The organism is Pseudomonas sp. B6(2017) (assembly GCF_002112765.1).
GTDB classification, from domain to species: domain Bacteria; phylum Pseudomonadota; class Gammaproteobacteria; order Pseudomonadales; family Pseudomonadaceae; genus Aquipseudomonas; species Aquipseudomonas piscis.
Map to the genome: position 1 here is coordinate 26,281 of NZ_NEIQ01000014.1, position 20,884 is coordinate 47,164.

At 63.2% G+C, this 20,884-nt stretch carries 7 protein-coding genes; all 7 read left to right on the plus strand.

What is annotated here, in order from left to right; all coding sequences use genetic code 11:
• Positions 1-73: 73 nt before the first annotated feature.
• The 7 genes from pgaA to CAG11_RS33315 all read left to right on the plus strand — a co-directional run bounded on the left by pgaA (position 74) and on the right by CAG11_RS33315 (position 20,799).
• Complete coding sequence (gene pgaA, locus CAG11_RS22815) at positions 74-2,551, plus strand: poly-beta-1,6 N-acetyl-D-glucosamine export porin PgaA (RefSeq protein WP_085598063.1); 2,478 nt, start codon at positions 74-76, stop codon at positions 2,549-2,551.
• Between the two features lie 12 nt (positions 2,552-2,563).
• Complete coding sequence (gene pgaB / locus CAG11_RS22820) at positions 2,564-4,561, plus strand: poly-beta-1,6-N-acetyl-D-glucosamine N-deacetylase PgaB (RefSeq protein ID WP_085598064.1); 1,998 nt, start codon at positions 2,564-2,566, stop codon at positions 4,559-4,561.
• A gap of 3 nt (positions 4,562-4,564) precedes the next feature.
• Entirely contained in the window at positions 4,565-5,914 is a 1,350-nt protein-coding gene (gene pgaC / locus CAG11_RS22825) for a poly-beta-1,6-N-acetyl-D-glucosamine synthase (protein WP_085598065.1), read from the plus strand.
• A complete protein-coding gene (gene pgaD, locus CAG11_RS22830; protein WP_085598066.1) occupies positions 5,914-6,426 on the plus strand; it encodes a poly-beta-1,6-N-acetyl-D-glucosamine biosynthesis protein PgaD in 513 nt (170 codons plus the stop codon). The genes pgaC and pgaD overlap by 1 nt, the downstream gene beginning before the upstream one ends.
• A 577-nt stretch (positions 6,427-7,003) precedes the next feature.
• Complete coding sequence (locus CAG11_RS22835) at positions 7,004-8,737, plus strand: ShlB/FhaC/HecB family hemolysin secretion/activation protein (protein WP_085598067.1); 1,734 nt, start codon at positions 7,004-7,006, stop codon at positions 8,735-8,737.
• 27 nt (positions 8,738-8,764) lie between these two features.
• Positions 8,765-20,548, plus strand: a complete 11,784-nt coding sequence (locus CAG11_RS34375; protein ID WP_085598068.1) for a filamentous hemagglutinin N-terminal domain-containing protein — start codon at positions 8,765-8,767, stop codon at positions 20,546-20,548.
• Positions 20,545-20,799, plus strand: a complete 255-nt coding sequence (locus CAG11_RS33315) for a hypothetical protein (RefSeq protein ID WP_143494737.1) — start codon at positions 20,545-20,547, stop codon at positions 20,797-20,799. Before CAG11_RS34375 ends, CAG11_RS33315 begins: the two co-directional genes overlap by 4 nt.
• The last annotated feature ends 85 nt before the right edge of the window (positions 20,800-20,884 follow it).

Sequence of the window (20,884 nt, forward strand, 5' to 3'; positions counted from 1 at the left end):
GCTTGGTCCCGGTCGCCGGGGCGTACAGGCGTGGACGCGGCACTCCGGCCAGCCATGTAAAGGTGCTGACGAAATGCAATGCACTGTTCATCCTGCTCGCCGCTTTGGCCTGCGCCCATTGTTTCGTCTGGCACTGTGCAGCCAACTGTTGTTGCCCGGGCTGGCGTTCGCCGACACCGCCTATGATCAACTGATCATCCAGGCCCGGGCGGGCAGTTATGCCCCGGCCCTGAGCCACTTGCGCCAGGTACCGGCCAACCAGTTGACCAACGGGCTGGTCAGCGACCACCTGCAGATCGCCAGCTGGGCCGGGCTGGATAGTGAAGTGGTGAATGTCTACGAGACCCAGGGGCGCAATCGCGTGCTGCCGGTGCAGGCCCTGACCGCCACCGCCCGGGCCTATCGCAACCTCAAGCAATGGGACAACGCCACCCGGCTCTATCGCCAGGCGCTGGAGCGCGACCCCAGGAACGCCGACCTGCAACTGGGCCTGGCGCTGACCCAGGCCGACGCTGGCCAGCCCGCGGAAGCCGTGGCCCGGGCCCGGGCGCTGGTGGCCGCCAAGCCGGAGGATCCGAACCGGCGCCTGGCCCTGGGCTACGCCCTGACCCGGGCCAACCAGCCCCAGGATGCCCTGGTGGAATACGACCAGGCCTTCGTCCGTGCCGGCGAGCGGCCCGACGTACTGCGCGAGTACATCTACGCCCTGCAGCGCGCCCGCCTGCCGGAGCCGGCCGTGCGCCTGGCGCACCAGCATCCCGGGTTGATCGATCCGGTCATCCAGCGGCGCATGGAAGCTGACCTGGCTGCCGAGCGGGTGCGCCTGTCGGAGCTGGCCAGCCGCAGCGAGAAGGAACGCTTCGTGGTGGCTGATCGCGCCCTCGCCGACTACGACACGCTGTTCGCCGCCTGGGGCAACGATCCCAAGGCCCAGGACGACGTGACCCGCTGGCGCATCGACCGCCTGGGGGCGCTCAAGTCCCGGGCGCGGACCGCCGAGGTGATCAGCGAGTACGAGCAACTGACCGCCGCCGGCGTGGCCATTCCCACCTACGCCCTGCGCTGGGTCGCTTCGGCCTACCTCGACCAGCGCCAGCCGGAGGTCTCCGCCGACCTGTACCGCAAGGTACTGAGCGCCCCGGATGCCGACCGAGGCAATCGCGTCGAAGACACCACCGGCCTGTACTACTCGCTGCTGGAAAGCGAGCAACCCGAGGCGGCGCTGAAAGTGGCCACCGACCTGGCCAACAGCGAACCCCAGCGCATCCAGCTGGTGGGGCAGACGGTGGGCGATCCCAACGACGATTGGCTGGACGCGCAATTGCTGGCGGCCCAGGCCGGCACCTACGGCAATAACCTGCCTGACAGCGAACAGCGCCTGGACGACCTGGCCACCAAGGCCCCGGGCGACGTCAATGTGCGCCTGGCCCAGGCCAACCTGTACCTGGCCCGGGAGTGGCCGCGCCGCTCCGAATACCTGCTCAAGGAGGTCGAAAGCGTGGCGCCGCGCGACGTCGCCCTGGAGGTTGCCCAGGGGCACACCGCCCAGGACCTGCAGGAATGGCGGCAGCTGGATGCCCTGACCGACGATGTGGTCGCGCGCTATCCGCAGAACCGCGCGGTGCAGCGCCTGGCCCGGGAGCGTGAAGTGCACGATATGGCCGAGCTGCGGGTCTCGACCTATGGCGGCAAGAGCAACGGCGGCGGCAGCAATGGCGCCGGGGCCGTCTCCGGGAGCCGCGATTTCGGCATCGAGAGCCGGCTCTACAGCCCGCCCATCGATGAAGACTGGCGCGTGTTCGCTGGCGTCGGCTACGCCATGGGCGACTTCCAGGAGGGCAAGGGCAACCACCGCTGGCAGCTGCTAGGTGTGGAACGGCGCACCCGCGACATGACCCTGGAGGCCGAGGTCTCCAACCACTCCTACGGCTACGGCAACAAGACCGGCGCCCGCATAGCCCTGGCCCGGGACATCGACGACCATTGGCAGTACGGCGGCAGCCTCGACTATCTCACCGCCGCGACGCCGCTGCGGGCCCTCAAGAACGACATCAGCGCCAATGGCGGCAGCGCTTTCCTGCGCTGGCGCGCCAATGAAAGCCGGGAGTGGAAACTGTCCCTGAGCCCCTCGCACTTCAGTGATGGCAACAACCGTTTCGAAGCCCTGCTCACCGGCCGCGAAGGGGTGTACCGCTCTCCCGAAGTCCAGGTCGACCTGGGCCTGGAGGTCGGTACCAGCCACAACACCCGGGACGACGCGCCGTACTTCAATCCCAAGTCCGACTTCAGCGTCCTGCCGACGGTGAACGTCAACCATGTGCTCTACCACCGCTACGAAACCTCGTGGAGCCAGCAGTTCCAGTTCGGCGTCGGCACCTACAGCCAGCGCGACTATTCCACCGGCGGTGTCGGCCTGGTCAGCTACGGCCAGCGCTATAGCTGGAACGACGTGTTCGATATAGGCGCGGTGCTGAGCGTGATCAACCGACCCTACGACGGCGAGCGGGAAACCGACTTGCGCCTGGCCGTGGACCTTACCTATCGCTTCTAGAGGACGGTGACGATGAGCCTGATCGAGCGTTGCATCCTCTTGCTGGGCGCACTGCTGCTCAGTGCTTGTTCCCAGCCTGCCGCGGACTTCGTCGCCCCGGCGCAACGGCCGATGCCGAACAACGAAGCGCCCTGGCCGAAGAACCACGTGCTGGGCATCGCCTACCACGATATCGAGGATCGCAACCCGGACCAGCGCGTGGTGGCGGTGCGCACCGATCGCATGCTCCAGCAACTGGCATGGCTGCGCGAGAACGGCTACAAGCCGGTCACCGTGGACCAGATCCTGGCGGCCCGGCGGGGCGGCCCGGACTTGCCGGCCAAGGCCATCCTGCTGAGTTTCGACGACGGCTATTCGAGCTTCTATACCCGGGTCATGCCGGTGCTGCGCAGTTATCGCTGGCCGGCCCTCCTGGCCCCGGTGGGCACCTGGATCGACACCCCCGCCGACCAGCCGGTGAACTTCGCCGGCGACCTGCGGCCGCGCTCGCAATTCTTGACCTGGGCGCAGATCCGCGAGATCTCCCGCTCCGGCCTGGTGGAGATCGCCGCCCACACCGACAGCAGCCACCTGGGCATCCTCGGTAACCCCCAGGGCAACATGCAGCCTGCTGCTGCGACCCGGCGCTACGACCCGCGCACCGGACGCTATGAAAGCGAGGCGCAGTTCCAGGCGCGCATGCGCAAGGATGTGAGCACCATCTCGGACAAGATCCAGGCCGCCACCGGCTATCGTCCGCGGGTCTGGGTCTGGCCCTATGGCACGGCCGATGGCTCGACGCTGCAGGTGGTCGACAGCCAGGGCTTCAAGCTGGCGCTGACCCTGGACGATGGCCTGGACCGCCTCGACAACCTGATGAGCAGCCCGCGTTTCCTGGTGGTCTCGGACCCGGACGGCATCCATTTCTCCAACAGCATCGTCGGCGTCGAGACCGCGGCTCCAATGCGTGTGGTGCACGTGGACCTGGACAACGTCTACGACCCGGACCCCAAGCAGCAGGAGATCAACCTCGGCAAGCTGGTGCAGCGCATGGCCGACCTGGGGGCCAATACCGTGTTCCTCCAGGCCTTCGCCGATCCCAAGGGCGACGGGCTGGTGCAGTCGCTGTACTTCCCCAATCGCCACCTGCCGACGCGTGCCGACCTGTTCGACCGGGTCGCCTGGCAACTGCGCACCCGCTCCCACGTCAAGGTCTATGCCTGGATGCCGGTGCTCAGTTTCGACCTGGACGCCAGGCTGCCCCGGGTCACGCGCTGGGACCCGCAAACCGGCCAGGTGGCGGTCGATCCGAAGCAATACCGGCGCCTGTCGCCTTTCGACCCGCAGGTCCGCCGCCTGATCGGCGACCTGTACGAGGATGTGGCACGCATGACCTCGGTGGACGGCATCCTGTTCCATGACGACGCCGTGCTCTCGGACTTCGAGGACGCCAGCCCCCAAGCCTTGCGTGCCTATGCCGCCCAGGGCTTGCCAGGCTCCATCGCCGGGCTGCGCGACGACCCCGCAGCGCTGCAACGCTGGACCCGCTTCAAGAGCCGTTACCTGATCGACTTCACCCATGAACTGGCGGCCAAGGTCCGGGCGATCCGCGGGCCCCAGGTGCAGACCGCGCGCAACCTGTTCGCCGAGCCGATCATCAATCCCCAGAGCGAAACCTGGTTCGCCCAGAACCTCGACGATTTTCTCGCCAGCTATGACTGGACCGCGCCCATGGCCATGCCGTTGATGGAAGGGCAAAGCCCACGGCACTCCGGGCCCTGGCTGGAAGCCCTGGTGGATCAGGTGCGCACCCGCCCCGGTGCCTTGCAGCGCACGGTATTCGAACTCCAGGCCCGGGACTGGACCCAGAAGCCCGCCAGCGATTTACCGGCCGGGCAGATGGCCGACTGGATGGGCCGGCTCAAGCGCCAGGGCGCTATCAACTTCGGTTACTACCCGGACAACTTCCTCGAGAACTCACCGGACCTGAAGACCTTGCGGCCCGCGCTCTCCAACAAATGGAGTCCATGAATCATGCTGGATCGTATCTTCGCTGTAGTGGTCTTGGCCTTGGTCATGGGGGTGCCCCTGGGCCTGATCTTCGTGGTGACTGGCGAATTCCTCATGGATTTCGTCTTCTACTACCCATTGTTCATGTCGGCGCTGTGGATCGCCGGGGGCCTGTATTTCTGGCTGCACTGGGAGCGGCACTGGCCTTGGGACGACGAGACCTTGCCGCCACCGCTGGCCGGCGAGCCGCTGATCAGCATCCTCATCCCTTGCTACAACGAGGGGGATAACGTCGCCGATACCATCCAGGCCGCCCTGGCCCAGCACTATCCGAACATCGAAGTGATCGCCATCAACGATGGCTCCAAGGACAACACCGGGCAGATCCTCGACCAGTTGGCCGCCCTCGACCCCCGCCTGCGGGTACTGCACCTGGCGCAGAACCAGGGCAAGGCGGTGGCCCTGCGCATGGGCGCGGTGGCGGCCCATAGCGAATACCTGGTGTGCATCGACGGCGATGCGTTGCTGGCGCCCAACACGGCGGCCTACCTGGTGGCGCCGATGCTGGATAACCCACGCCTGGGCGCGGTGACCGGCAACCCGCGCATTCGCACCCGCTCGACCCTGGTGGGCCGGGTGCAGGTGGGCGAGTTCTCCTCGATCATCGGCCTGATCAAGCGTACCCAGCGGGTGTTCGGCAAGGTCTTCACCGTCTCCGGGGTGATCGTCGCCTTCCGCCGCACGGCGCTGCATCGGGTGGGCTACTGGAGCCCGGACATGATCACCGAGGACATCGACGTCAGCTGGAAGCTGCAGCTGGACCATTGGTATGTGTTCTTCGAGCCCCGCGCCCTGTGCTGGATCCTGATGCCCGAAACCCTGCGCGGCCTGTGGAAGCAGCGGCTGCGCTGGGCCCAGGGTGGCGCCGAGGTGCTGTTCAAGAACATCCGTGGCATCTGGGAATGGCGGCATCGCTACCTGTGGACCCTGTTGTTCGACTATTGCCTGTCCACCGGCTGGGCCTTCACCTTCTTGCTGTCGGTGATCTTCTGGGCCCTGGGCAAGTTCATCGTCATGCCCGAGGCCATCGCGGTGCACACCATCGTGCCGCCGGCTTTCACCGGCCTGGTGCTGGCGATGGTCTGCCTGACCCAGTTCGCGGTGAGCATCCTGATCGACCGCCGCTACGAGAAGGACCTGTGGAAAACCATGTTCTGGGTGGTCTGGTATCCCCTGGCGTTCTGGTTCATCAGCCTGTTCACCACCCTGGTGAGCTTTCCCAAGGTGTTGTTCAGCGAGCACCGCAAGCGCGCGCGCTGGATCAGCCCGGACCGTGGGATCAAGCCCATCGATGACAAAGAGGAGGCGCGCTGATGAAAATCATCCGCACCCGCCAGCGCCCCTTCCTGGTGATAGTCGATGTCTTCTTCACCCTCGTGGCCTGGGGCGCGCTTCTCTATTTACTGGTCCGCGGGCTGTGGCCGTTGCTCTACACCCACGAAGGGCCCAGGTTCGAGGCCGGTGTACTCGATGCCCTGACCACCTTGCAGTTCTATGGGTTGGTGGCGGTGATCAACGCGGTGCTGCTGATCTCCTGGGCCCGCTATCGCCAGCGGCGCAGTCGCAAGTACCCGCCACGCCTGCCGGCCCCGGCGGTGGACGACAAGCGCCTGAGCGAGACCTTCAAGCTCAGCGACGAGACCTTCGCCCAGATGCGCCAGCCCGGCAGCCTGATCGTGCACAACGATGCGGAGGGCGGCATCAGCCATGTCACCACCCAGTTCTACCGCATCCAGCCCGAGGCCCAGCCTCACCCGCCCCTGGTAGCGGAGCCGCCACCACGGGTGATCCACCTGCGCTCGGAGGGGGATGAGGGCAAGACCTAGCGCGATGACCATGACCGATCCACCCGCATGGCTGGTTTGAAATGAATAACCCGGGCTTTGAGGCCCGGGTTTTTTATTACCGTTCGTCGGCAATCCGGGGGCGCAGTGAGAAATTTATAATCTTCTTTTATATCAACTAGTTAATTTGATTTTTTAGGGGGTTTCCGAAAAACAGTAAATTATTGACGCCATGGGTGACTGCTGACTGTTTGCCCGGATATGCTCTGCAGCGCTATTCGCCAACATGTACGCCAGAGTTTCAAGCAACCTGGAAGTGCCTGTGCCTGAAACCGAAATGCCGCTGTCAATGCACCGCTTTTTTTGCGGGCAAATCCCCGGGATCAAAGGGGTTGCCGGTGTTTTTCAGGGCTGGTTCGAATAGCGGATAACACTTTGATATATATGTTTTTTTCATGTTCATGGTGACTATTTAGAGCATTCTTTTGTTCGCCATGGATCATTCTTATAGACAGGAAAGTGTTCAGTCTAAGTTGTCGATAGTTAATTGACGCCTCAATGGTGGCAAATTAGCATCGCCCGCTTTGTTGACTCTTGCTGCTGTTTCGAAGGATCGAACATGTATTTTCCTACCCTCGGGATGAGGTTGTGTTGTGTGCTGTCCTGCCTGGTGTTTTTGGCCGGCTCACTGAACAGTGTCTCTGCCGCTCCGCTGAACAATCCTGGTGACCAGGACCTGATTCGCGAGCGCCAGAACCGCCTGCTGGAAGAGCAGCAACGGCGCCTCGAAGACCTCAAGGACCTGCCTGGCAAGAGCGCGCTGCCCGTGGCGCCGACGGCCCCGACCGACAGCCGCTGCTTCCCCATCGAACACATCGAGCTCAAGGGCGCCGACGCCCTGTCCGCCACCGAGCGCGAACGCCTGCTCAAGCCCTACATCGGCCAGTGCCTGGGCGTGGCCCAGCTCAACGAGTTGCTCAAGGTCATTACCGACCACTACATCGCCAAAGGCCTGGTCACCAGTCGTGCCTACCTGCCGCAGCAGGACCTGTCCCGCGGGCACTTGCAGGTGCTGGTGGTTGAGGGCCGCCTTGAAGGCTTGAAGGCGGCCGAAGGCAGCAGGCTCACGGCGCGCGAGCTGGACATGGCGTTTCCCGGGAGTGTCGGGCAACTGCTCGACCTGCGGCAGATCGAGCAGATGGTCGACCAGCTCAACCGCCTGCCGTCGAACCAGGCACAGATGGAACTGGCCCCCGGCCAGGCGGTGGGCGGCAGCGAGGTGCTGGTCAAGAACACCCCGCAAAAGCCCTGGCGGGTCGGTCTGTCCCGCAGCAACGACGGGCAGAAGAGCACCGGCGAGCAGCAATGGGGCAGCTCCTTGGAATGGGACAGCCCCCTGGGCCTGGCTGACCAGCTGGTGCTGCGCGGCGGCCATGACGCCATCAGCGACCACCAGAAGACCTCGCGCAATGCGATGCTCTACTACAACCTGCCGCTGGGCTGGTGGAACCTGAACTACAGCTACAGCCAGAGCGAGTACCGTTCCCTGGCCCAGGGCCAGGGCTTCAACTTCAAGCAGACCGGCGACAGCCAGAACCACCAATTGCGCGTGGAGCGGGTGATCCATCGCGACTCGGTGAGCAAGACTTCGCTCAACGCCGGCCTGACCCACCTGCGCACCAACAACTACATCGAAGACAGCAAGCTGAGCACCAGCAGCAACCGCTTGAGCGAAGTGCAGTGGGGCATCAACCATGGCCGGCGCATTGGCGGGGCCTTCGTCAACCTCGACCTGGGGCTGCAAGAGGGGGTCGGCCTGTTCGATGCCCAGCGCCAGTCCGAGCGCGACCGGTACGGCAACCGCCAGGCCAACGCCCGCTACCGCAAGTACACCGCCACCGCCAGCTACCTGCAGCCGTTCAAGCTGTGGGACGAGTCCCTGGTGTTCAGCAGCCTGGTCACCAGCCAGCGCAGCGAAGACATCCTGTTCAGCTCCCAGCGCTTGAGCCTGGGCAGCCAGTCCTCGATCCGCGGCTACAAGGACCAGAGCCTCAACGGCGACAGCGGCTACTACTGGCGCAACGACCTGCGCTGGAGCCGCCCGGTGACCTGGGACTGGCTGCGCCCGGTGTTCGCCGAGTACGGCACGGGGCTGGGGTATGACGTGGGTGCCATTCGCCACGACCGCTACAACGCCGAGCAGCACGGGCGGGTGTCCAGCGACTCCATCGAGTTGTTCGCCCGTGGCCAGCACCTCGCCGCCAGCGTGACCTTCGCCCATTCCCTCGAGCGGCCAGATGCCCTGAGTGACCGCGAAGCCCCGATCTATTTCCGCCTGGATCTTTTTCTCTAATTTCGCTCTTTACCCGAGATACCCGACATGGACGTTCGTCAGTTTGCCTTCCTGGCCCGCCAGCCCTCCGCCGCCCTGCAATCGCGTGATTCGTTCTGGGGCCTGCCCAAGCGTGGCCTGGCGTTCATCCTGGCCAACGTGATGTTCTGGCAGCCGCTGGTGGTGATGGCCGACGGCATCGTGGTCAACGGCAGCGGCACCACGCTCGGCCAGGCGGGCAATGGCGTGCCTGTCGTCAACATCGCCACGCCCAATGGCGGCGGGTTGTCCCACAACAAGTTCAGCGACTACAACGTCGGCCAGCAGGGCGTGATCCTCAACAACGCCACCGACCGTACCCAGTCCACGCAACTGGGCGGGATCATCCTCGGCAACCCCAACCTGGGTGGCCGCGCGGCCAATGTGATCCTCAACGAGGTCAACGGCGGCAGCCCCAGCCAGCTCAAGGGCTACACCGAAGTGGCAGGGCAATCGGCCCATGTGATCGTCGCCAACCCCTACGGCGTCACCTGCAATGGCTGCGGCTTCATCAACACCCCGAAAACCACCCTGACCACCGGCAAGCCGGTGATCGAGAATGGCCAATTGCAGCGCTACCAGGTGGACCAGGGCAGCGTGGCCATCGAAGGTGCGGGGCTCAACGCGAGCAATATCGACCAGTTCGAGATCATCACCCGCAGCGCCAAGGTCAACGCCCAGATCCAGGCCCGGCACCTGGCGCTGGTCACGGGCGCCAACGACGTCGACGCCCAGACCCTCAAGGCCACCGCCCGGGCCGCCAACCCGGCGGATGCCCCGCAACTGGCCATCGACTCCTCGGCCCTGGGCGGCATGTACGCCGGGGCGATCAAGCTGGTGGGCACCGAAGCCGGCGTGGGGGTGAAGCTCGACGGCAAGCTGATCGCCAGCGGTGGCGATATCCAGCTCGACGCCAACGGCCAGTTGCGCATGGCCCAAGTGACGGCCGACAAGGGCGCAGTGGCGATCAAGGCCCAGGGCCTAAAGACCCAGGGCGCGGTGTATGCCGGGACCGAACTGAAGGTTGAAACCCAGGGCGACCTGCACAACCGCAACAACCTGGTGGCCCGGGACCGCATCACGCTCACCAGCGGCGGCACCTTGAACAACCAGGGCATCATCGAGGCCGGGGTCAATGCCGACAACAGTCGCAATGCCCAGGGCGATTTGAGCCTGCGTGCGCAGAGCCTGAACAACGCCGGCAAGAGCCTGGTGGCCAGCCGTGATCTGAGCGTGACCACCACGCAAGCCCTGGACAACCAGGGCGGCACCCTCAGCGGGCAGCGCCAGGTCACGGTCAAGGCCGGGACCCTGGACAACCGCCACCAGGGCCGGGTGCTCAGCGCCGGTAACGCCGACCTGACTGCCGGCCAGCTGCTCAATACCCAGGGTGGTCTGGTCAACAGCGCCGGCCAGTTGAACGCCCGGGCCTCAGCCCTGGACAACCGGCAGGGCGAACTCTCGAGTCTGGCTGGCCTGAAGCTGCAAGTGGCGACGCTGGACAACGTCGCCGGGCTGGTCACGGCCGGTACCCAGTTGCACCTGAACGTCGACGGGGCCCTGAACAACCAGGGTGGCCAGCTCACCAGCCTGCAGACCCTGGACCTCAAGGCCGGGCAGGTGGACAACCGTGACGCAGGACGCATCGCCAGCAACAACAAGCTGACGGCCAGCCTCACGACGCTGGATCAGCGTAATGGCGGACGCCTGACCAGCACCACGGCGCTTGACCTGAATCTGAACCAGGGCTTTCTGAACAATCAGGGGGGCTTGATTCGTGGTCCGCGCCTGGTCCTGAACAACCTGGCGCAGGTCAGCAACCAGGACGGCGAGATCTCCAGCGCCCAGGCGTTCACGCTGAACGCCCAGGGGCTGGATAATCGCGGCGGCGAACTGCTGAGCGACCAGGGCCTGACCCTGCGCCTGGATCAGGCCCTGAACAACGCCGGCGGCCTGATCTCGGCCAAGGGCCTGACAGTCCGGGCGGCCGCGCTGGACAACAGTTCCGGCACACTCACCAGCCAGAACGCGCTGAACCTGAACCTGGACGGCGCCCTGACCAACCACGAAGGGGAGCTGTCCAGCGGCGCCGATGGCGAACTGCACGCGGCCAGCCTGGACAACCACGCGGGCAAGCTGATCAGCGAAGCGCGCCTGACGGCTATCATCGCCGGCCTGCTGGACAACCAGGGCCAGGGGCAAGTCAGTGCCCAAGGAGCACTGGCGATCCAGGCGGGCAGTTTTGACAACCGTCAAGGCCACCTCATTGGCCAGGACCTGCTCACTCTCGACAGCGCGCTACTGGACAACCGCCACGGCAAGGTCAGTGCCGGGCAGCGCCTGCAACTTAACGTCGGCCATCTGGATAACCGTCTCAACGGCCTGCTGCTGGGGCGCTCGGCGGTCAACTACCTGGGCACGACACTAGACAACCGGGGCGGCTTGCTAAGCGGCGCCGGGCCGGTACAGCTGGATGCTGCGCTGGTGGAAAACGCCGGTGGCCGGGTGGCTAGCCAGCAAGACCTGAACGCCAATGTCGAACGTTTCAATCAGCAAAAAGGTGAGTTGGTGGCCCAGGGCAACCTGAGCCTGGCAGGTCGTGTCCTGGATAATCGTGAGGGCGGGCTGGTCGGCGCAACAAAAGCGCTGGAACTCAAGGTCGATGACATCGACAACCAAAGCGGGAGCCTGTCTGGCTCCACCGGGGTGAAGGTCAATGGCGCGCGCCTGGACAACAGCGGCGGCAAGCTGCTGACCGACACGGACCTGACGCTGCAGGTTGCGCAACTGATCAACCAGAGCCAGGGCCTGGTCTCCGGCAAGGGCCAGGTGACCGTGCAAGGCCAACGCCTGGATAACCGCGAAGGCACCGTCTCCGGGGAGAAAGGCCTGGCGCTGCACCTGAGTGGCAAGCTGGACAACACCCGGGGCGTGCTCACCACTGAAGGCGCCTTAGGGGCCAGTGCCGCCAGTGTGGATAACTCCACCGGCAAGTTCTCCAGCGCCGGCGCCCTGACCCTGGCCAGCAGCGGAGCCCTGGACAACCGGCAGGGTTCGATCAGCAGTGCCGGTGGCCTGGGGCTTGGCAGCTCCAGCCTCGATAACCGTCACGGCCTGCTCGATGCCAAGGGCCCGGCAACGGTGACCACCGGAGCCTTCGACAACACCGCCGGCGGTCGTCTGGTCAGCCTCGACAGCCTCGAACTCAAGGCCGGGCAAGTCAGCAATGGCGCCGACAGCCGCATTGCCAGCGATGGAGCGCTGACGGCCAGCGTCAGCGGTTTCGATCAGCAGGGTGGCCAGTTGTTCAGCAAGACCTCGCTGAGCCTGGACCTGAACAACGGTCAGTTGAACAACCGCCAGGGGCTGATCAACGGCCCGTTGCTGATGTTGAAAAACCTCAATGGCGTCGACAACCGCAACGGTGAGATCTCCAGTAGCCAGGCCTTTGTCTTGGCCGCCAACACCCTGGATAACAGCGCCGGCAAACTCATCAGCCAGCAGGCCCTGACCCTGCGTATCGAACAGGCCCTGGCCAACCTCAAGGGCCAGGTGTCCGCGGCGGCCTTGCAGGTGCGCAGTGCCAGCCTGGATAACCGCGACGGCATGCTTAGTAGCCGTGGCGCGACGACAGTGGCCGTCGATGGCGCGTTGCTCAACCAGGGCGGCAGCCTGATTGGCGATGGCCTGACCCGGCTCGATGCCGCCAGCCTGGATAACACCCATGGCCAGGTTTCCAGCAAGAGCGATGTGTTAGCTCGGGTGGGGCAAGCCAGCAACCACAACGGCCTGCTGCTGGCCGATGGTTCGCTCACGCTTGAAGGCGCCGGCCTGGACAACCGCAACGATGGACTGGTCCGAGCGACCCAGGGCGTGGAGCTTAAGGTCGCCGAGATCGATAACCGGGGCGGTGAAATCTCCAGCAAGGCGAATGTGCATCTCAAGGGGCGGCAGCTGGATAACAGCGATGGCGGCCAGGTGGTCGCCGGGCAGGCCTTGGACCTGACGCTGTCCAGCATTCTCAACCGCCAGCAGGGCAAGCTGCAGGCGCAGACCGCGCTGGCCCTGAGCGGGACCAGCCTGGACAACACCGGCGGCAGCTTGAGCAGCCAGGAAGATGTCGCCCTGGAGCTTGCCGGGGACCTGCTCAACGACCAGGGGTCGTTGAGCAGCGAGGGCCGGTTGACGGTCAACACTGCCAATCTGCATAACAACCAGGGCGTGCTGTCCAGCGCCGGGCAGTTGGGTATCACCAGTCTTGGCCTGGTGGACAACCGAGGCGGGCAACTGGTGAGCGATGCTGGCCTAGTCCTGCACAGCGCCAGCCTGGATAACACTCGACAGGGAACCTTGAGCAGCGCCCGGGCCCTGCGGATCACCACCGGGACCTTCGACAACAGCCAGGGCGGCCATGTCAGCGCTCGCAACACCCTCGATATTCAGGCCGGCCAGCTGATCAACCGCGATGGCGGCCAGCTCACCAGCAACCAGGCGCTGAGCGCTACGGTCACTGGCCTCGACCAGCAGGGTGGCAAGCTGTCCAGCAACAGTGCTGTGACGCTCGACCTGAATCACGGCCAATTGAACAACCAGGGCGGCCTGATCAACGGCCCGCTGCTGAACCTGAAGAACCTCAAGGGCGTGAACAACCAGGGGGGCGAGATCTCCAGCGCCCAGGGCTTTGTCCTGGCGGCCGAGCACCTGGACAACGGTGCTGGCAAGCTGCTCAGCAACCAGGCCCTGACCCTGCGCGTCAGCCGGGAACTGAACAACCTCAAGGGGCTGATCGCCGCCCAGTCCATCGATGGCCGCGCCGCCAGCCTGGACAACAGCGGCGGCACGCTGACCAGCCGCAGCGACCTGCTGCTGAACATCGATGGCCAGTTGGGCAATCGCCAGCAAGGGCTGATCAATGCCACCCGTACCCTGACGCTCGGCAGTACCGGCCTGGACAACCAGCAGGGCACCTTGACCGCCGCCGCCATTGGTCTGGACCTCGGCGCCGGCGACCTGAACAACAATTCGGGCCTGATCAGCAGCACCGGTGTCCTGACCCTCGAGCACCTGCGGGACCTGGACAACCGCCAGGGTGAAATATCCACCACGCAGCAGCTGGAGCTGGCCGGGCGCCGGCTGGACAACGACGCCGGCACATTGATCAGCCACCAGGGCCTGAGCCTGAACGCCGGCCAGATGAGCAACCGTGGCGGCCTGATGTCTGGCTGGCAAGGGGTGAAGATCGATGCCGCGAACCTGGACAACCGCAACAACGGTACGGTCTCCAGTCGCTACGGCAAGCTCGAGGCCCATGTCGCCAACGAGCTGCTCAACCGTGACGGCGGGGCACTGGTTAGCCAGCAAGGCCTGAGCGTCAGCGCCGCCAACCTCGACAACAGCGAGCGCGGCGTACTCTCCAGTGCGGGCGGACAACGCCTGAGCGTCAGCGGGCGACTCGATAACAGCCAGGGCGGCCTGATCGACAGCGGCGCCGACCTGGACCTGCAGGCCCAGACCCTGGTCAATGCCGCAGGCACGATCAACGCGCAGCAGCAACTGAACGTGACCGGCACCCACCTGGATAACAGCGCGGGCACCCTGGCCAGTAATGGCGCGGTGACCCTCGACCTGCTGGGTGCCCTGGTCAATACCCGGGGCAAGCTGGCCAGCGCCGAGCAGCTATTGCTCAAGCGCGCCAGTCAGGTCGACAACCAGGGCGGCGAGCTGATCAGCCAGGGGCTGCTGAGCCTTGCCGCCGGCAGCCTGGACAACCGCAACCGCGGTACTGTCGCGGCCAATGGCGCCTTGCTCCTGAACATCGACGCAGCCTTGCAGAACAGCACCGACGGCTTGCTCCACAGTCGCAACGCGGATGTGAAGCTCAAGGCCGGCAGCCTCGACAACGTGGCCGGTGTGATCCAGGGCCAGACGGCCCTGGACCTCGATGTACAGGGCGCCTTCGACAACCGGCGCGGCAAGGTCATCGCCGAAACCGCCGACCTGAGTCTTGCGGCCGCAACCATCGACAACCGTGGCGGCACGCTCTCCAGCCTCAAGGGCGCCTTGCAAGGCAAGGCCCTGGGGGGCTGGCTGCGCAATGACTTCGAGCAGGACAACCCCCGCCAGGGCGGAATCATCCAGGCCCAGGCGCTGAGCTTGAGCAGCGCCAGCCTGAACAATCATGGCGGTCGTCTCGCGGCGCAAAGTGGCGACACCACCATCACCACCGGGGATTTCGACAACCGCGACGGCGGCGTGTATGCCCAGCAAGCGGTCAAGGTCAACGCCGCCAGCTTCGACAACAGCGGCGATGTGCGTGGCCAGGTCGCGGGCAACCGGATCGACTTCGACCTCAGCGGTGCGCTGAACAACCAGCGAGGCATCCTGGAAAGTGCCCAGACCCTGAACATCCGCGCTGCCAGCCTGGACAACCGCGGTGGGCAACTGCGGGCGCTGGGCGCAGAGGGCCGCACCGGCTTGCAGATCGCCGGGGCATTCGATAGCCGTGCCGGCAAGCTGGAGACCGCCAACCGCGACCTGACCCTGGATGTCGGCAGCTTCCAGAACCAGGGCGGCAGTGTCTTGCACGCCGGCACCGGCACCTTCGATATCAGCACCGACAACCTGACCCGGGCCGGGGGCAACCTCGTGACCCGGGGCGGCCTGACCCTGGACACCGACACCTGGACCAACAGCAGCGTGATCCAGGCCGGCCGCCTGACCCTCAACGTCAACACCCTCAACCAGACTGCAGAAGGCCAGCTGCTGGCGTCCGAAAGCCTGGTGGGGCGCGGCGGCAACTGGTCCAACGATGGCCTGATCGCCAGTGATGGCAGCCTCGACCTGACCCTGGCTGGGAGCTATGGCGGCAGTGGTCGGACCAGCAGCCAGGGCAGCCTGGACCTGAGCGCCGCACAGTTGAACCTGGCCAGTGCCGGCAGCCTGGCGGGTGGCGGTCGGACCTCGATCGACGTACTCGGGCAGATGAGCAACCTGGGGCGCGTAACCTCTAGTAGCGACCTGCACATCAAGGCCGACACCGTGCTCAACCAGGGCACCCTGGCCGGCGCCCAGGGCTTGACGGTGAAGGCCCGCAGCTTGAGCAACGGCAGCCTGGAAACCAACGGTGGCGGGCTGCTGTTCAGCGGCGCCGACATGGACCTGCAGGTTACCGAGCTGACCAACAACCGCAGCGACATCTACAGCCTGGGCAACCTGGTGGTGGCTGGCCGTGACAGCGCACGGGCCGCCAGGATGGAGAACATCTCCGGCACGCTCGAATCCCAGGGCAACATGCAGCTCGATGTCCAGGAGCTGATCAACCGCAAGGAAAAGATCGACTACAACAAGGAGTTCGTCTCCGGAAACATCACCGTCTCCAACTACTACTCGGGCAGCAAGCACCGGCAGACCAACTACTACGCCCGGGAGACCTTCCGCAACGTCATCAAGGAGGACTCGCCACAGTCCCTGCTCCACGCAGGAGGCAACCTGACGGTCCGGGGCGGCGACATCACCAATACCAACAGCACCCTCAGTGCGACGGGGAACATCAGCATCGATGCTGACAACCTGCTCAACAAGGGCGACGTAGCTGGGGAATCCGTCCGCACCCGGATGTGGTATTCCGGTTGGGCCAAGAAAAAGAGCGATTACGCCTTCAGTGGCGGCTACGTTGCCTCCTACAACGCGCAGACGACCCCGACGCCTATCTCCGAGCAAGCGTTCAACAACTACACCTCCGCCTGGGGCGGCGGCCTGGTCAGTGACGTCACCACCGATTCGCAGGTCGTGGGAGGCGCGATCTCCCCGGCCATCATCCAGGCAGGCGGGGCGATCTCGATCAAGGCCAGCCAGACGCTGGTGAACAGCTCGGTGACCGAATCCAAGCGTCCTGACCGAACCTCGCAGCCCGGGGTCGATACTTCGGTGCGCGGTGGTGTCGAACCGGTGGTCGTGAAGCTCAATGCACAACTGCCGCCAGACCTGGCCCAGCAGCAGGTCAACCCGCTGACCCTGCCAGGGTTCAGCCTGCCCTCGGGCCAGAACGGCCTGTTCCGCTTGAGCCAGCAAGACGGCAGCACCGCCACGGGGGCCGCGCCCCAGCAGTGGAGCATGGGCAGCGCCCAGGTCAGCAACGTGCAGCACCAGAAGGCCGTGCCCACGGGCGTGGAACGAGAGGTGGCGATCACCGGCTCGACCCAGCTCCAGGCCCAGGCGCTGGAGTCACTCCAGGCCAATCGCCAGAAGGGTGAGCGCGCGACCGGCGCCACGGCGATCACTGTCGCAACGCCCGGTATCGAGACAGGCCCGCTGGGGCGGACCACGGTTGCCGATAGCCAGCCAACCGCGACCTTGAGCAACCAGGCCTCCGACCCTGGCTTGCTGAACATCAACCGCGTGCAGGGGTTGCCGGAGCGCTCCCCGGCGGCTCAGCCGCACAAGTACCTGATCGAAACCAACCCGGTGCTGACCGACCTCAAGCAGTTCATGAGCTCGGACTACCTGTTGTCCAACCTGGGCTACAACCCGGACGACAGCGCCAAGCGCCTGGGCGACGGCTTCTACGAACAGAAGCTGATCCAGCAAGCGGTAACCGCCCGCACCGGCCAGCGCTTCATCAATGGCCAGGACACCGACGAGAAGCTGTTCAAGTACCTGATGGACAACGCCATCAAGAGCAAGCAGCAGCTCAACCTGGCGGTGGGCGTGAGCCTGACCTCCGAGCAGGTGGCGGCCCTGACCCATGACATCGTCTGGCTGGAAAGCACCGAAGTGAACGGCGAGCAGGTGCTGGTGCCGGTGCTCTACCTGGCCCACTCCAACAACCGCCTGGCGCCCAATGGCGCGCTGATCGCCGGCAGCGACCTGAACCTGATCGCCGGGAAGAACCTGGACAACGCCGGCACCCTGCGGGCCACCCATAACCTCTCGGCCCAGGCCGGGCAAGACCTGGTCAACAGTGGCCTGATCGAAGCCGGCGACCGCCTCGACCTGCTGGCCGGCAACACCCTGGTGAACAAGGCCGGCGGCATCATTGCCGGGCGTGACGTGAGCCTTAGGGCCAGCCAGGGGGATATGATCAACGAGCGCACCGTCACCGGCCTCGACAGCGGCATTGGCGATCATCGCTTCCACAACGATTTGCTCGACAGCAGCGCACGGATCGAAGCGGCCAACCAGTTGAGCGTGGATGCCGGTCGCGACCTCCTCAACAACGGCGGCAGCCTGAAAAGCGGCGCCGACCTGAGCCTCAAGGCCGGTCGTGACATCCGCATCGCCTCCGTCGAGAAAATCGACAGCGCCGACCAGGGCGCCCATCACCGCAGCCAGACCATCGCCCAGTCTGGCTCCACCGTGGAAGCCGGACGCGACCTCAAGGCCCAGGCGGGCCGTGACCTTACTGCCATCGCCAGCCAGATCGAGGCCAAGCGCGACATCAACATGACCGCTACCGAGAACCTGACCCTGGCCTCGGCAGCCGATGAAGAGCACGCCTATAGCAAGACCAAGAAGGTCACCCGCCAGCAAGACCAGGTCAAGCAAGTGGGCACCAGCGTCAAGGCGGGTGGAGATGTAAGTTTGGGGGCGGGGCAGGATCTGACCCTGATCTCCAGCCGGATCAGTGCTGGTGATGATGCGTACTTGGTAGCGGGTGACAAGCTGGAGCTACTGGCCGCCCAGGACAGCGAATATTCGCTGTATGACATGAAGAAAAAGGGGAGTTGGGGAGCCAAGAAAACCAAGCGCGATGAAGTGACCAAGGTCACCCATGTCGGGAGTGAGATCGCCGTGGGAGGTGATTTGGTGCTGGCCAGTGGTGGAGACCAGAAGTATCAGGCCGCCAAGTTGGAAAGTGGCAATGACATCAGCCTGAACAGCGCAGGGGCCGTCACCTTCGAAGGCGTGAAGGACCTGCATCAGGAGAGCCACGAAAAAAGCAACAACAGCCTTGCCTGGACCAGTGCCAAGGGGAAAGGCAATACAGATGAGACATTGCGGCAGACTCAGTTTGTGGCTCAGGGTGAACTGATCATTAAGGCCGCCGACGGTCTGAAGATTGACATCAAACACATCGACCAAAAGTCCGTTAGCCAGACCATCGATGCAATGGTACAGGCCGATCCCCAACTAGCTTGGCTGAAGGACGCCGAGAAGCGTGGTGATGTCGACTGGCGCCGAGTTCAGGAAGTCCACGACAGTTTCAAATACAGCCATTCTGGCCTTGGCCAAGGCGCGATGCTCGCCATCATGATCGTGGTGACGGCCCTAACGGCGGGGGCTGCAAGTGCTGCGATGGGAACGGCGGCGGGTGCGACCGCTGGTTCTGGAACCGCGATGGCGGCAGCGGGATCTACTGCGGCTGGAAGTACCGTGGCAGCAGGTTGGGCAAACGTTGCGGCCACCGCAGTTGTGACATCCGCTGCCAGTGGTGCGGCAATCAGCACAATTAATAACAAAGGAAATCTAGGGGCTGTTCTCAAAGATGTGACCTCAAGCGATAGCTTGAAGGGCTATGTGGCCGCAGGTGTCAGTGGGGGCATGGGAGGGGCCAATATCGGGGTCCGTTTAGCAGTTAACTCTGCTTTGAAAACTGTGACCAATGGCGGGAAGTTCAAAGACAATCTTAGTCAAGCGGCTATAGGTCTAGCGGCTGACACGCTGAGTGCAGTTATTTACCAAAAAGTGGGTGACAGCCTAGTTGGTAGTGGGTTACCTACTAAGGTAGCTGTTCATGCCATCGTCGGTGGTTTAATTGGCGAGGCTGCAGGTGGTGATTTTTCAACTTCAGCACTAGCAGCTGGGGCAAACAAAACATTAATTGCGCTTGTAGGAGATAAGATATTTCCTGGCGAAGCTCATGAGCAAGTTTTGGCAATGACTTCGCAGCTTATTGGTATGACCGTAGCTGCCGCTGCGGGAGGTAGCGAGAAAGATCAGCAAGTCGCAGGTTGGGTGGCACAACAGGCAACAGTGAATAATTTCTTAAAGCACGAAGAGGTTGATGAACTCGCAAAAGAATTAGTCGGCTGTAGAGTTTCGGCAAATCCAGCCGTATGTCGAAATAATGTACAAAGTAAATACCAAGGCCTAAGTGATAGTAAGTCTGGTGTAAAACTTTACGGTTGCAAGTCAGGGGGTGAGGCCAGTTGTTTTAATCAGTTAGCGGATGTTGAGGCTGGTTCTAGAGCATTTGATCGCCTCTTAGGATCATTTTCGCTTAGTGATGAAGAGCGGGATATAGTTCAGCGTTTTCAAGATATTAATCATGATGACGAACGTGTTGCGTATGATCCATGGAAGCAAAAATTTTGGGAAGAGTCAGGTGTCGCTAGTATTCCTTTGCTTGCTGGTGGGGCTGCAAAGGTAGTTGCTAGGGAAGTTGTTGGGGAGGCACCTGCTGTAGCTAACACTCCGAAGTGGGATACAGTCGGAACTCGTGCAGAGGGAGACTTTGGTTACTTAAATCAAACGCCTAAATTTGTACCTGTTGTTAGGTTTACTCATGGTGACCTTTTTTCGCATAGTATAAGAACTTCGAAAGGTCCCGTTGATTTTATAGCGGAAACGGTTATAAGGGGTGAGACTTTAATCTTGAAGGACGTCGCAGTTTATGGGCAGAGTAGTGCGGCTTTAACGGGGTTGCAGCGAGAGATTTTTCGTGCATCCTCTGAGCTTAAAGAGTTTGCAAAGCAGCAAGGTTTTAAACGTTTGGAGATTAAGGGGACGCGGGTGGAGAATAGCAGTTCGGCTCGACCTGGTCATGATGTTAACTTGGGGTGGGACTTGTTATGACTGATTTACTAGATATTAGACGAAAGGTTAAAGAGGGGCTGGAAGTCGGTGAGGCTGTTATTTTACTTCATGGATTAGGTTTTACGGTTGTTGAAAGTATGAGGTTTTTAGTTGATGAGTATGGATTAACACTTGCGGAAGCAAAGAGAATCGTATCTGGCAGTCCCGTTTGGAGTGAGGTTGTTGCGGCAGCTGCTCCTCTTCAGGATGATATAGTAAATTTTTTAGGCGAAGATAAGGGTGAGTTTTAATCCGTTTGATGTTCAAGGTTTCAATAGTGGAAGATTATTATCAATAGTAAGGGCGGTTCAAGTGTTAAGACCTATCTGTAAACTA

Excerpts from the sequence above, each read along its gene's own strand:
- CAG11_RS34375 (WP_085598068.1), top strand. The coding sequence starts at position 8,765 with ATGGACGTTCGTCAGTTTGCCTTCCTGGCCCGCCAGCCCTCCGCCGCC.
- pgaB (WP_085598064.1), top strand. The coding sequence starts at position 2,564 with ATGAGCCTGATCGAGCGTTGCATCCTCTTGCTGGGCGCACTGCTGCTC.
- CAG11_RS22835 (WP_085598067.1), top strand. The coding sequence starts at position 7,004 with ATGTATTTTCCTACCCTCGGGATGAGGTTGTGTTGTGTGCTGTCCTGC.
- pgaC (WP_085598065.1), top strand. The coding sequence starts at position 4,565 with ATGCTGGATCGTATCTTCGCTGTAGTGGTCTTGGCCTTGGTCATGGGG.
- pgaD (WP_085598066.1), top strand. The coding sequence starts at position 5,914 with ATGAAAATCATCCGCACCCGCCAGCGCCCCTTCCTGGTGATAGTCGAT.
- pgaA (WP_085598063.1), top strand. The coding sequence starts at position 74 with ATGCAATGCACTGTTCATCCTGCTCGCCGCTTTGGCCTGCGCCCATTG.
- CAG11_RS33315 (WP_143494737.1), top strand. The coding sequence starts at position 20,545 with ATGACTGATTTACTAGATATTAGACGAAAGGTTAAAGAGGGGCTGGAA.